Source organism: Bacillota bacterium, from assembly GCA_013178125.1.
Lineage (GTDB): Bacteria > Bacillota > SHA-98 > Ch115 > JABLXJ01 > JABLXL01.
Genome location: JABLXJ010000011.1, coordinates 23946 through 38077 on the forward strand (window position 1 = coordinate 23946; position 14132 = coordinate 38077).

Genomic DNA, 14132 nt, shown 5'->3' on the forward strand with positions numbered 1-14132 from the left:
CCCAAATGGGGGGTCATAGCGGTGAAACTTTCGGCATGTATAGAGATGCTTTATACAGAGTTCCCTTTTGAGGAGAGGATCGTAAGGGCAGCTGAAGATGGGTTTGAGGCTATCGAGTTCTGGGATTGGGAAAACAAGAACCTCGGGATGGTAACCGAAAGGGCGATGGCCGCTGGGGTTGAGATCGCCTGTTTTCAAGGGAATCGCGTAGGCTACCTGACATACCCATCCGCGAGGGAGCGAACCATAGCAGATGTGAGAAAATCGATTGCCAAGGCAAAGGAGAGCGGGGTGAGGAGGTTGATACTCCTCACGGACGAGCTTGGCGAAGACCGGTGCGTGAGGCCTTTCGGGCCCTCGCGCCCGGAGGATGAGCGATGGGAGAGCAAGTGGGAGAGCGTGCTCGAGGGTGCCAGGATCCTCGCGAAAATAGCAGAAGATGAGGGCGTGATACTCCTCCTGGAGGCCTTGAATACAAAGGTGGATCATAAAGGCTACTTCCTCGATCACTCCGGGCCTGGTTTCCAGATCATCAAGGAGGTCGGGAGTCCCAATCTCCGCTTGTTATTTGATATATATCATATGCAGGTAATGGAGGGTAATCTAATATCAACTATCCGAGAGAATATTGAGCTCATAGGGCATATTCACGTCGCTGACGTCCCGGGTCGGCATGAACCTGGCACTGGTGAGATCAACTACAAGAATGTATTCTCAGCCATAGAGGAGTCGGGATATGCCGGTTTCGTTGGCATGGAGTTTCAGCCAGCATCCGGCACCCACATAGCTATTACTTCGCTAAAGAAACTATTGTGAAATATATAGGCTGCCGTAAGGAGGGCATCATATGCCAATAAGAGCGTTGAAGGGTGGACAGTTCAAGCCTCTATCCGACGGTGATATTCGCAGCATTCACTGGGCCGTTCTTGAAGTCCTTGAGGAAGTAGGGGTACGCGTGGAGTACCGACCTGCGCTCGAACTCTTCCGAGACCACGGATGTAACGTGGATTTTGAGGGGCGAATCGTCAAAATCCCCGAGCACATCCTGAGGAGGGCTCTTAGCACGGCGCCAAGTCGCTTCACTTTGTGCGGCAAGACCCCTGAATATGATGTTAGGGTGGATACAGATAGTGTCTATACGATAGGCGGTTCATCAGCTTTATACGTGCTCGATCTTGACGGTAGGCGCCGGGAGGCCACGCTTCAGGATCTGGCCGATCTGACGCGCCTTCAGGATGCGCTGGAGAATCTGCATATAATACATGCTATCGTTGATCCGCAAAATATCCAAAGGGAGGCCTTTGATAGAATACTCTTCTCTACTGTTGTACGGAATACCTATCGAAATTACTACTCTCAAGGGCAAGGAGGACAATCGGTCCGTGACCAGGTGGAACTCGCGTCTATAATCGTCGGTGGCACAGAGGAGGTTCGCAGGCGCCCGATTTTCACTATGGTCACGTGCCTTATAAGTCCACTCGTTCAATCTCGCGAGCGGGTTGAAGAGATAATGGAGGCTGCCAAGTACGGGGTTCCCCTTTATATAGAGGTAGATGCCCAGCAGGGAAGCACCACGCCTGTGACCATTGCGGGGACTCTGGTGGAAGAATGCGCAAATGTGCTGTGCGGGATCACTCTGGCCCAGCTTGTGAACCCGGGGACGCCATGCATTTTTGCTATCGCATCTGGCCTCATGGAGATGCAATCGGGAGGATACTGCGGGGCTGCGCCGGAGGTAGCCCTGCTGCATGCGGCTACGGCGCAAATGGCGCACTTCTATAACCTTCCCTTCCAGGGTGGCACGGGGATCGATGCTAAGCTTCCCGATGCCCAAGCTGGCTACGAGCGAGCTCTGCAGGTGTTGACGTGCGCTCTCGGCGGGGTGAATTTCATCCATCTATCGGTGGGGATGATGGACCAGATGCTCCTTGCGAGCTATGAACAATGCGTAATAGATGATGAAATATTGGGGGCGGCGTTCAGGATCGTGCGGGGTATTGAGGTAAACAGCGAGACCATAGGCCTGGATGTCTTAAAACGCGTCGGCCCGGGCGGGCACTTCCTGGACCAGGAACATACAGTCAGGCACTTGCGACGGGAGGTCTGGATACCGCGGCTGACTAATCGTAACAGGTGGGAGATATGGGAGCAGCAGGGGGCGCGGGATATGCGTTCGGCTGCCAACGAGCGGGCCCGGCAGATCTTGCGTGATCACCATCCAAAACCCCTTACCCCGGAGCAGGAGAGGGAGCTTGACCGGTGTCTTGAGGCTCAGATCAGGCGTCTCGTACAGCGCGCAGGGTGAGAATTGCTTTGAGTGAGAGAGTAGTTTGATAAGAAAGCTTTGGTTGACCGGAACGCTATTAGATTACGAGGTAGACAAGCCTGGAAGGGGGGATGGGATTTACGTGACTGGAGACTAATGCAATGCTAATGCCAACTATTGGTGCTAACTGATGTCGTATCCATAACGGGTCATTTGAATGGCATGTCATTTGAAGGGAGGGTTTGGAATATGGTGTGCCAGAGGTTTAGAATATCGGTGAGGGCGTTTGTCGTTGTTGTGGTCGTTACGTTATCGCTTGTAGCATGGGCTGCTCAGGGTATACTTGGCGCCTCGAAGATTACCATAAGCTTTCACAGCTGGATGGCCGCTGAAAAAACCTCCGGCGGCGTGGGGGTGCTGGAGTATGCGGAGAAGCTCTATGAAAAAGAGCATCCCAACATAGATATCAACACGGTTCCCCTACCCTATGAGGAAACGCTCAACCAGTTTACAGTTATGTCCGCAGCTGGAAATGCACCAGATATTACCTTGATTGATGTTGCCTGGCTTGCTCAGATCGCCGCTATGGGAAATGTAGAGACTCTCGATGAATACCTACCGAAGTCCATGGTAGATGACATGTTCCCTTCCACCCTGGCAGAGGGGCGTATCCGGGGAAAGCTCTATGCTCTTCCATGGAACCAGAACCCTAATTGCATGGTATACAATAAGACCCTGATGAAAAAGGCTGGTCTCGATCCCGAAACCGCACCGCGTACGATGGATGAGCTAGATAAAGCTATCGCTGCGATCGGCAACCTGGGACCAGATATTCAAGGTATTGCCCTTAACGGGACATTGGATGCATTCTCGGCGGATTACCTCCACCCGTGGTTGTGGAACTTTGGAGGGGAAGTGCTTGATACCAAGGGCAACGTAATTATCAACCAGGAGGGTGGGGTTAAGACCTTTAAGTGGTTGAAGAATCTTGTCGATAAGAAGTATATGAAGGCGGGCCTTGGCATCAGGGAGATCAGGGTGTTGTTTGCTCAGGAAAAGGTCGGTTTTATGTTGGAGGGGCCGTGGATAAAAGGCATCCTTGAGAATTTAAGTGAAAAAGGAACGGAATTCAATAAAGAATGGGCCATGGTGCCGATCCCAAAGGGTCCAGCGATCAAAGGCGAGTATGGTTATGCGAACCCAAGCTCTCATATGCTGGTGCTCTCAAAGGCGAGCAAGCATAAGAAAGAAGCATTTGATTATATGAAGTTCCTCGTTACGGATCCAAGGGTTACCAGGGACTACTTTGCAAATACGGGCCTAATGCCCATCCTGAAGTCTCAACTTATGTCATGGAGCGAATTCAAGTCCCCATTTGCGCAGGCTGCCCTTCTGCAAATGCAGTACACGCGCATCCCGAATGCGTGGGGTCCCAAGTGGCAGGGGCTCGGCACTGCAATTATGAAGGCCACGCAGAAGGTTCTCATGGAAAACGCCGATGTTATTACAACTTTGAATGCGCTTGCTAAAGAGCTCCAGCGCATGCTCAAGCAGTAGCGCCGTAGGATACGGGATGAGCGGGATGGTCGTCTGAGGATATTTTGGGGTGGGGGTGCCCGGATGTCTGGGTGGGGTGCCCCCTTCCATCAGAATTTGGAAGGAGAGCTTTCCTATGGGGGAGAATACTGTTATAGCCGCTGGCGAACAGAGAAGCCTCCGCGTAAGCGGGATGCACGTCTCCGTGCACGGACGAGAAAGGCGCTTTTTCACATCCCTGATATTGCCGGCATTGGTCATAATGGCATTTACAATAGGCTTCCCCTTGGCGAGCGGAGTGCGCCTTGGTTTTTTTCGGTATTTTTTGACTGATATAACCGGCGAGAATCGCTTCATCGGCCTGGGGAACTTCGCGAACCTCTTAAGGGACCGGGCATTCTATGTTTCCTTCTACAGGACAGTTGAGTATGCTGCAGGGGTCGTAGTCTTATCTTTTATCATAGGTTTTGCGCTTGCCCTGCTCCTAAACCAGGATATACATATGAGAGGCGTTTTTCGGAGCCTATTTCTAGTGCCGTGGATTGTTCCATACGTTGTGGTTTCCTTGCTCTTTATGTGGATCCTGAATGCCAATTACGGGGTATTCAATGTGATCTTATCTAACATTGGATTGATCAAGCATTTTCGCGGGTGGCTTATAGAGCCCCGCTTGGCAATGCCTTCGGTTATCTTGGCAACGGCGTGGAAGACCTATCCCTTCTTTATGTTGATGCTCCTGGCCGGGCTTCAGACGGTCCCCGCGGAGCAGTATGAGGCAGCGACTATTGACGGGGCTGGCGTCATACAGCGTTTTCTCTATGTCACCTGGCCAAACCTGCGCGAGATTATAATGATTGTAACGTTACTGGAATTCATATGGGAGTTTCAGAATTTTACACTTATCTGGGTGCTGACGAAAGGCGGGCCAATTGACGCCACCAATATATGGCCTGTGCACATTTACAAGACCGCGTTTAAGGAATTCAACATGGGATACGGGAGTGCCATGGGTGTCCTATGGCTCGTTTTCCTCCTGATTTTTAGCCTCGGCTATATACGCGTAGTCGGGGGAAAGGAGGCGGAGTAGATGGCAGTTTGGATGCTTACTCTGGCTAGGCGAAAGCGGCTACTGGCCAAGGTGGGAACCTACGCTGCGCTGGTGGCAATGCTGGTTATAATCTATTTCCCTGTCTACTGGATGGTAATTACATCTATAAAGCACCATAATGTGTTATTTAAGCTCCCGCCAGAGTGGTTTCCCCGGAAGCCCACGCTCCTTCCCTATTATAACGTTATCGCCTCTGGGCAAGCTGAGGCGCTCAACTTTCTCGCGTACTTCCGGAATAGCATTATAGTCAGCGCCTCAACGGTATTCTTAAGCATTATCCTAGCCACTATGGCCGGCTATGCATTCTCGCGTTTCCGGTATGCGGGAAGGAGGACGACGTTGACAGCGATCCTAATAACCCAAATGTTTCCCCTTCCTATGCTTCTTATATCGTTTTACATTATGTTTTGGCGCCTGCGGCTGTTAAATACTTATACAGGGCTAATTATCTCTTATACAAGTTTCGCCCTGCCTTTTTGCATATGGATGTTGAAGGGTTTTTTTGATAAGATCCCAGGAGAACTTGAGGAAGCCGCCCTCATTGACGGGTGTAGCCGGCTCCAGGCGTTATGCAAAGTCATCCTTCCGCTGGCCCTGCCCGGGGTACTGGCGGTGGGGGTATTCTCCTTTCTAGTTGCTTGGGATGAGTTTATGTTTGCCCTGACTCTAATGTCCCAGGATAGCATGCGGACGATCCCACCTGGCGTAATCTTATCTTTTGTGGGAGAGTTTGACATAAGATGGGAAGACATGATGGCCGCATCGATAATTGTAACGGTTCCGGTGGTTGTAATATTTCTTGGGCTGCAGAAATATTTGATCCAGGGCCTGACTGCTGGAGCTGTTAAGGGCTAATCTGGAGATTGTTGTTTTGGAGCCGCAGAGGACAAAGTATGTATGTATGAAAGGGCTGTATCCTTATGAAATTGGATTTTGAGATAGATACTTGTGAGGTTGAGCACCGTAAACAACAAATACGAGATGTATGGGCATATAGAAAAGTTGATCATATTCCAATAATGATGAGCATACGTGCTAATCCGTGGGGATATACAGTCACTGAACAAATGATAAACATGGAGAAGCAGCTAGAGGTGGCATTAGCCGGTGTTAAACTCAGTTGGGAGAGGATCCCGGATGATTATATCCCCGCAATGAGGCCTGATGTCGGTTGTATCGTCCTTGCCAGTGCCTTTGGGGCAGAGGTTATATATGGTGAACACCCCGATCAGACGCCTTACATCAAGGGGCCGGTCCTGGATGACGTTGAAGACGTGGATGATCTTGAGCTGCCCGATCCGACGGTAGATGGTCTGATGCCAGAGGGGCTGCGGCGGATAAAGTATTTCGCAGAGGAGACTGACCACAGGATATATCTATCTCTCTTGGATATGGGCGGGCCGATGAATGCAGCCATGGACCTTCTGGGTTCTACTCGCTTCTTCACAGCAATGTACGATTTCCCTGAGGCATTTCGGCGGCTTTTAGATTTACTCACTGAGACATTTATTCTATTTGCAGATGTCTCAATTGAGGCCGCAGGAGGAATTGACTTTATTACATGTACTGATTTCCCCGATATCTGGTCCCCTGAGGGTCATAAGGGTCACGTAAGCGATGATACATGCGCTGCCTATTCTCCGGAGTTTTTCCGGCGTTTTAGCATGCCTGTAAATAACAAAATCTTTGCAAAATACGGGGGAGGGATGTTACATAATTGTGGGCCAAATCCCGCGGCCGATGATTACCTCTGGCATACTCCGAGGATATATGCGGTTGATCTCTCTTACCGTTGTTCAAGGGGCGACCTGACAAAGCTGAAATCTGCGTTTGCTCATGAAGGCGTTATCTATTTCGGGTTTGAAGGCCCTTTAGAAACGGCCCTTAATGACTATAAGCATGTGATGGAAGTAATGACTCCGGATGTAATAGTAATACCATGCGTGGAACTAAGTCCCGATGACGATGCGAATTATGCCTATAATGAGTTCCTTAAGATCTCCAGGGAATATGCTCTCAGGATGGACTGGTCGAAGAGGTCGTCCAACGGGAGGCGGCCAGAAAAGCCCAAATTTGAGGACGTCCGTGGACAATAGAAGCGATTCCTTTGGGTCGATTCTGGAAATCCTCCATATGCTATAGCGATTTACCAGCGGGACTGTCGCCAGGTAGATTTTTTTGTGTCGAAGCAGGAATTCGTTAGATTATGACGAATTAATAAATCGAGTTTAATAAATAATTGGGCGCTATTATGAAACGGCATCTTCAATATATCTCAATGTTACTGTAAAAATGTAATAGTCTCGTTGCCGGCATCGGTCCGTTCGGGTGCCATTTGAGTATCGCCTACCTAAAGGAGCACGTTCGGAGCCCTGACCGGTCGGGAGGAGCATCAGTAGTGGATGGGATTCGGTCCGGGAGCAACATGAGCGATGTGAGAGGGGTAAACCGCTCAATAGTCTTTGAAGCGATCAGGAATCTCGGTCCAATTTCCAGGTCTGAGATCGCCGTGATGACGAAGTTGACACCGACTACCATAACCAAAATAGTGAATGAGCTGTTGCGTGAGCGTCTAATTATGGAGAGCGGCAAGGAAGGGAATCCTGGCCCGGGGCGGAATCGTATTCTGCTCAGGCTGAACCCGAAAGCCGCCTATGTAGTAGGTGTGGGATTTGATCGAACGGGTATTACAACAGCCGTCACGGATCTCGATGCGCATGTTGTAAGTGGGCCAGAAGTCAGGATCTCAGCAGGGAGGGAGGTCGTGTCCCCCCTTGACCTTATGGCCTCCATCAGAAATGCAATTCACCTATCGAAGGTAGATAGGCAGAAGATTATAGGGATTGGCGTGGCGGCGCCCGGGCCCCTTGATGTCGCCAGGGGGATTATAGAATCTCCCCCTAACCTCAAGGGTTGGACCGGTGTGAAACTGCGCGAGATGGTTGAGGATGAATTTGGCGTTCCCATGTATCTCGAAAACGACGCGAATGCGTGTGCCCTCGCGGAAAGATGGTTCGGATGTGCAACTAACGTCTCCAATTTTGTATATATAAGGACAACATCAGGCATTGGCGGCGGTGTCTTCATAGGGGGTGAGCTTTACAGGGGCGAGACCGGGGGTGCCGGAGAAATCGGGCATATTACGATAGATATCAACGGACCTCGATGTGAATGTGGAAATCGAGGATGTGTTGAGTTGTATGCCAGCACCTCCTTAATTATGAGAAGAGTAATAAATGCGATACAGGGTGGGCAGACGACGCGTATAGCCGATTTTCTAGATACCCACTCGGAGTCTGGAGGCCTTAGCCTGGAGATGATAGGGAAAGCTGCACGCGAGGGTGATGAGTTTGCAAAGCAGGTTATATCCGAAGTCGCCGGGGCCCTCGGTGTGGCGGCGGTTAATGCAGTTAATCTCTTTAATCCGGAGCTCGTAGTTTTCGGGGGTGAACTCTCTGATGCGTGGGATGATCTTCTGATTCGGCCAATTGCAGAAATAGTGAGAGACCGAGGATGGGGAGATTCTGCAAGAATTGTGAGAGTGGTTCGGGGCGCTCTGGGCAAAGAGGCGTTGATTATCGGGGCGGCGACCATGGCTATTCGGGAGCTAGTGAGGCGCCCGACGCTTGGAGTATCGAGGGCATTGGTCGCGGGGAGGTAAGGAGAGCCTATAGTCACAATTCCTATTGCGTCACCAAGTGTTGGTCTGACTAGGTAGATATGGGGGTGATTGAAGGGGAAAGACGGAGGTATAGATGCACAGCGAAAAGTCTGGGGGTTTCGTAGGTGTATACGTGAGAGAGTACAAAGGTTTTCCGAAAACTTTTATTAAATGAAGTGGAGGAGGAATTCTGATGACAAAGGCTCAGAAAGTTATAATTTTAATATCGACTCTGATCCTTGTTTTTTCCACGGCTGCCTTTGCAGCATCGGCTATAACGATTGAGATATGGCGACCAGCAGGGGCTGCGGTTCCTGCTGAAAGGGCTGGAAGGTGGTGGGACGACGACGGGGAGATACTTAAGAAATTCCAAGAGACCCATCCTAATATCAAGGTTAAGATCGAAGATATTCCATTTGAGCAATTTGATAACAAGGAGCTCACGGCCCTGAGGGCTGGCATCGCACCCGATGTGGTCTTCGTTAACCATGTAACTGTTGGGGCCGCTGTGGGCACGGGAGGGCTAGAACAACTCGACGATTTCATTGCCAAATCTAAGGTCATAAAATCAGAAGACTTCATCCCAGGCCTCTGGAAGATAGGGAATATAAGAGGTAAGCAATATACGATTCCCTGGGATACTGATACGCGTATTCTATGGTACAATAAAAAGATTCTAAAGGACGTAGGAGTCGCCCAGCCACCGCGTACTTGGGACGAGTGGCTTAATGTCCTAAACAAGATCAAGACTCTCAACAAGAGGAATATTTTTGGGTATGGTTTCTTTGGGGCAAGTTACTGGGGTGTACTTTACCAGGATGTAGGACCCTATCTAGTTATGAAAGATACTTCGTTCTTGACCCCTGATGGTGCCAACTCCGCTGCGTTAAGCCCCAAGACTATCGATGCATTTGAATTTGCTGTAAAATTAGCCAAATTCGCGCCTGAGGCGGCTGTAACATACACTGATAGTGATCTAGACAATATCTTTGCTCAGGGCAAGCAAGCCTTTTACGTATGGGGGATGTGGTATAAGGACACGCTACGCGGCCTTAGACCCGACTGGAAGCTCGATGTCGATTATGGTATCTCGCTTCTTCCTGGGCCGGAGCCAGGAAAGACGGGATCGTCAAACGGGGGCTGGCACCTCGCTATCCCCAAAGCTGCAAAGCATAAAAAAGAAGCCTGGGCCTTCCTAGAATTTCTGTACCAGCCCGATATAATGGCTCTTGGAACAAGATTCCACATTCCGACACGCATTTCAGTGATGGACTATCCTTATTTCAAAGGCGATCCATTCGTTGAGCTTTCACTCCAGCAGGCCAAATTTGGGCGTCCACCTGTCCCGTGTGTGGCTCAGTTGCCGGAAATTGCTCAGATCGTTCAACGGCAGTACTTACGCGCTGTAAGGGGTGAGATTACATCAGAGGCTGCACTTAAAGAAATTGACCGCAGGATAATTGATGCTCTCAAGAAATAATCCAGTGTTTTTACGGGGCGGTGCCTCCTAGATGCCGCCCCTCTTCCCTCGCGTAAAATAAACGAAAAGAATCTGGAGGTGTACCGATGAAGGATACCGTCGCCCCGCGGCTTAGGGTTGGTAAATACGTTTTGCCGTATGCTTTACTCCTTCCAGCCATGGTCTTGATTTTAGCCATTCTGATATACCCTATTTTCGATACCCTACGATTAAGCTTCTATAATGTCAAACTCACTTCGATAGAACAACCTTTTATAGGCTTAGATAACTATAGAGCAGTCCTGTCTGAGAGGCTCCTGAGGGTCGTTCTCAAGAACTCTTTCATCTGGACCCTTGGTTCCATACTAGTTCAATTTCTCCTTGGCTTCGGTACAGCTTTGATCCTGGATCGGAGTGGGAGGTTGGGGAGTATCATTAGAGGGTTACTCTTGGTTCCATGGGTAATGCCAGGTATTGTCATAGCATTCATATGGCGTTGGATTTTGAGCCCTGATTGGGGTGTTCTTAACTTCACAATGACACGTCTCGGTCTTATCGATTCCTACCAACCTTGGCTCGCCCGTCCCACAAGTGCCATGATATCTTTAGTTATTGCTAACGGATGGAAAGGTTTTCCTTTCTGGATGATCATGATCACGGCAGGCTGCAAAGCCATAAACCAGGAAATCTATGATGCTGCAGCTGTTGACGGTGCTGCGGGCTGGCGCATGATTTGGTATATCATACTACCCCTTTTGAAGCTCCCCCTTTTCGTCACGTCAACATTGGCCTTTATATGGACGTTTAATTACTTTGACCTCGTTTTTGCTCTAACACGTGGTGGTCCTGTAGATGCCACTCGAACCGTACCACTTTACATCTATGATACAGCTTTTACGGCCTTTCGGATGGGTGAGGCTTCGGCAACATCTGTCCTCCTCCTTGCGCTAATGAGCGTGGCTATTTTCCTTTATATTAGACTCTTAAGAATCCAAGGGGGACACTTATCATGAGAACCTGGAGATGGTATACTCGTTTAATCATGAAACATGGACCAGCAGCTATTTTTATAGTCTTGGTCATTATATTTGCCTTCTTTCCCTTTTATTGGATGATCATAACTTCATTCAAGCCACCTTCGGAGATTTTTCGTGATCCACCGACCTTTATACCGCAAAACCTTTATTTGGGTGGCTACAGGAAGCTCCTTGTGGACCCGGCCTTCGTAGGTTATATGAAGAATAGCACTATTGTTGCAGGAGGTACTGCCCTAATTGCCACATTTGTGGCGAGTTTCGCAGCATATTCATTTTCGAAGTTCAGATTTCCCGGTAATAGGGTAATGTCATTTTCCCTGTTTCTTACGCAGCTCTTCCCGCAGTCCGTCATCCTAGTACCTTTATTCATTGTCTTTCAACACTACCGCCTCTACGATACTTATGCTGCTTTGATATTGAGCAATCTCGCTTTTAGTGTACCCGTCTCAATATGGCTCATGATCGGCTTTTTCGAGGCTATTCCACAAGAGTTGGGTGACGCAGCGCTTATTGATGGGTGCAGTCGACTCGGAGTGCTTTTTAGGATTATTCTTCCAATAGCAAGAACAGGCGTAGTGGCTACAGCTATGTATATTTTCATTTCAGCATGGAGTGAATTGCTTTTTGCACTTACATTTACAACGTCTAAGACAATCAGGACGTTACCTGTCGCCCTTTCCATGTTTATTGGCCAGTACACAGCTGATTGGTCGGGCCTTCTCGCCGCAGCAACGCTTACATGCCTTCCCGTGGCGATTATATTCCTCGTACTTCAAAGGTACTTTATCGAGGGCATGACAAGCGGAGCTATGAAGGAATAACGCTGAAGGGAGAGATTACCGATGACATCAAGGGAGCGAGTAATCGCCGCACTCCATTTCCAGCCCGTCGATCGTGTACCTAGGGATCTCTGGACATTGCCGGGGGTAAAGATGTTTCGCTCAGGTGAACTAGCAGAGGTAACTAGCAAGTTTCCCTTGGATTTTGTGGAGCCACGTTACCGTTACGGGGAAGGGCGTCGTGCACGAGGAGAGGTTGGAATAGTAGGCGAATATGTTGATGCCTGGGGCTCTGTATGGAAAGTAGGGGAACCAGGAGTAGCTGGCGAAGTCAAGAATTACCCTCTAGCCGACTGGGCAGTCCTAGATACCTATAGACTGCCGTGGGAGCTATTGGAGGAAGCTGACCTTTCGCAAGTGAACAAGAGCTGTGCGGAAACCGATAAGTTTGTTAAAGTAGGGACGGAGACGCGTCCATTTGAACGTATGCAGTTTCTGCGGGGAACGGAGAACCTTTTCATAGATCTTGCTTATGGGACCCGGGAAGTATACCGCCTCCGAGAAATGCTTCATGATTTTTTTACAAGGGAGATGGAGATGTGGGCTCATACAGATGTGGACGCGGTATCATTTATGGATGATTGGGGCTCGCAGAAAGGCCTCTTGATCTCTCCTGATATGTGGAGGGCCTTTTTCAAGCCTCTCTATAAGGATTACTGCGATATCCTTCATTCCCACGGGAAGTTCGTATTTTTTCATTCTGATGGCAATATCGAAGCTATCTATCCTGACCTCATTGAGCTTGGCATTGATGCCCTCAACTCTCAGCTTTTCTGCATGAATATAGAGGAGCTAGGGCGTGCATACCGTGGGAAGATCACCTTCTATGGCGAGATAGACCGCCAGCATCTGCTCCCCTTCGGAACGCCGCAAGATGTTAGAGATGCGGTGTGGAGGGTACGACGAGCTTTAGATGGCAAAAATGGGGGTGTGATTGCCCAGTGTGAATGGGGGGTTAAGGATCCCCGCGAGAATATCGAGGCCGTCTTTGAGGCGTGGCTGGAGGAGGGTTGACTAAGAAAAGAATCACCTAGAGTGATCGGGGAATCTTCAAGGAGACTCACCGCTCATCATAATGGAGGCGGATTTGATACAGGTAAGAGATGCAAAGGATCCTGGAGGTGGGACTATGACCTCAAGGGAGCGCGTTCTGGCCAGTATTGAGTATCGTAAGCCGGATCGTCCACCTTACAGTTTTTCGGCGATGCCCGAGTTGTGTGAGCGGCTGAAGAGGGATTTTGGTTTGGATGACGCCGGAATGAAAGAGAAGTTCGGTGGCGATATTCGCTGGGTTCGGCCAAAGTCTAAGGTAGAGGCAAGTGATATAAGATACGCGGATCCCACTATTGAGTTGACCCCGGATGGCTTATATCGTGACATTTGGGGAGTGGATTTTAGGAAGGTGGAACACTCCACCGGGGCCTATGTGGATCTGGCTCGGAATCCGCTCCGGGATATCACCTCAGTCGATGAGCTGGCAGGTTACCGTTACTGGCCATCGGCTGACATGTGGGATTATTCCACCATCGAGGAACAATGCATTGAATACGCTGATTATGCTACCATCGGGCACACGCGCGGTTTCTTCGAGATCAGCTGGTTTATGAGGGGAATGGACAATTTCCTCAGCGATCTCCTAATAGATCCTGGGTTGGCATGTGGCGTAATGGACCTGGTGCTGGAATACCTGATTGAGCGCATGAATCGCGTGCTTTCGGCAGCAGGCGGGAAACTGGCTATGTTCGAGATCAATGATGATGTAGGCACGCAAAACGGCCTTCTGATGAGCCCGGATCTTTGGCGCAGATATATCAAGCCGCGTTTGAAGCGCCAGGTGGACGTCTGCAAGCGGTATGGGGTTAAGGTGCAATATCATTCATGCGGCAGCGTGCGGGCCATCATTCCCGACCTTATTGAGATAGGGATCGAAGTGCTAAATCCTGTTCAGGCTCTCGCAAGGGATATGGATCCCCTCGAGTTGAAACGGGAATTTGGGAGCCAGCTTACATTCCATGGTGGCGTGGATGAACAAGAGCTTTTGCCTCATGCCACTCCTGGCAAGGTGAGAGATTATGTCAAACGGCTTGTGGAAGAGGTAGGGAAAGACGGCGGCCTCATTGTGGCTCCATGCCATACCATTCAGCCCGACACACCCACAGAGAATGTCTTGGCTATGTATGGGGTACTCTGGGAACCGTATTGATCAAATCTCCCCATAGGTAGCTT

The 14132-nt window shown here is 49.7% G+C and carries 12 protein-coding genes; all 12 read left to right on the top strand.

Translation table 11 applies throughout. The features are described from left to right. Window positions 1-45 precede the first annotated feature (45 nt). The 12 genes from HPY71_10375 (at window position 46) to HPY71_10430 (ending at window position 14109) form a co-directional block, all read left to right on the top strand. Complete coding sequence (locus tag HPY71_10375; protein ID NPV53914.1) at window positions 46-816, top strand: TIM barrel protein; 771 nt, start codon at window positions 46-48, stop codon at window positions 814-816. Between the two features lie 31 nt (window positions 817-847). Further along, a complete protein-coding gene (locus HPY71_10380) occupies window positions 848-2305 on the top strand; it encodes a hypothetical protein (protein ID NPV53915.1) in 1458 nt (485 codons plus the stop codon). Window positions 2306-2515: 210 nt separating this feature from the next. Beyond that, window positions 2516-3823, top strand: a complete 1308-nt coding sequence (locus HPY71_10385) for an ABC transporter substrate-binding protein (GenBank protein ID NPV53916.1) — start codon at window positions 2516-2518, stop codon at window positions 3821-3823. Window positions 3824-3938: 115 nt separating this feature from the next. Beyond that, a complete protein-coding gene (locus HPY71_10390) occupies window positions 3939-4889 on the top strand; it encodes a sugar ABC transporter permease (GenBank protein NPV53917.1) in 951 nt (316 codons plus the stop codon). Beyond that, window positions 4890-5765: a carbohydrate ABC transporter permease gene (locus HPY71_10395; GenBank protein NPV53918.1), complete on the top strand. Its 876-nt coding sequence runs from the start codon at window positions 4890-4892 to the stop codon at window positions 5763-5765. 65 nt (window positions 5766-5830) lie between these two features. After that, window positions 5831-7006 carry a hypothetical protein gene (locus tag HPY71_10400; GenBank protein NPV53919.1) on the top strand — a complete coding sequence of 392 codons (1176 nt, stop codon included), beginning with the start codon at window positions 5831-5833 and terminating at the stop codon, window positions 7004-7006. 302 nt (window positions 7007-7308) lie between these two features. Continuing rightward, a complete protein-coding gene (locus HPY71_10405) occupies window positions 7309-8571 on the top strand; it encodes an ROK family transcriptional regulator (GenBank protein NPV53920.1) in 1263 nt (420 codons plus the stop codon). A 193-nt stretch (window positions 8572-8764) separates the two neighbouring features. After that, entirely contained in the window at window positions 8765-10051 is a 1287-nt protein-coding gene (locus HPY71_10410; GenBank protein ID NPV53921.1) for an ABC transporter substrate-binding protein, read from the top strand. 86 nt (window positions 10052-10137) lie between these two features. Beyond that, on the top strand, window positions 10138-11043 hold the full coding sequence (locus HPY71_10415) for a sugar ABC transporter permease (GenBank protein NPV53922.1): 906 nt from the start codon (window positions 10138-10140) through the stop codon (window positions 11041-11043). Beyond that, window positions 11040-11888 carry a carbohydrate ABC transporter permease gene (locus HPY71_10420; GenBank protein ID NPV53923.1) on the top strand — a complete coding sequence of 283 codons (849 nt, stop codon included), beginning with the start codon at window positions 11040-11042 and terminating at the stop codon, window positions 11886-11888. The genes HPY71_10415 and HPY71_10420 overlap by 4 nt, the downstream gene beginning before the upstream one ends. A 21-nt stretch (window positions 11889-11909) precedes the next feature. Next, window positions 11910-12920 (top strand): methyltransferase, encoded by a 1011-nt coding sequence (locus HPY71_10425; GenBank protein ID NPV53924.1) that lies wholly within the window; start codon window positions 11910-11912, stop codon window positions 12918-12920. A 61-nt stretch (window positions 12921-12981) separates the two neighbouring features. Further along, the gene (locus HPY71_10430; protein NPV53925.1) at window positions 12982-14109 is read left to right on the top strand and encodes a hypothetical protein; all 1128 of its coding nucleotides are present in this window, start codon (window positions 12982-12984) and stop codon (window positions 14107-14109) included. Window positions 14110-14132 lie beyond the last annotated feature (23 nt).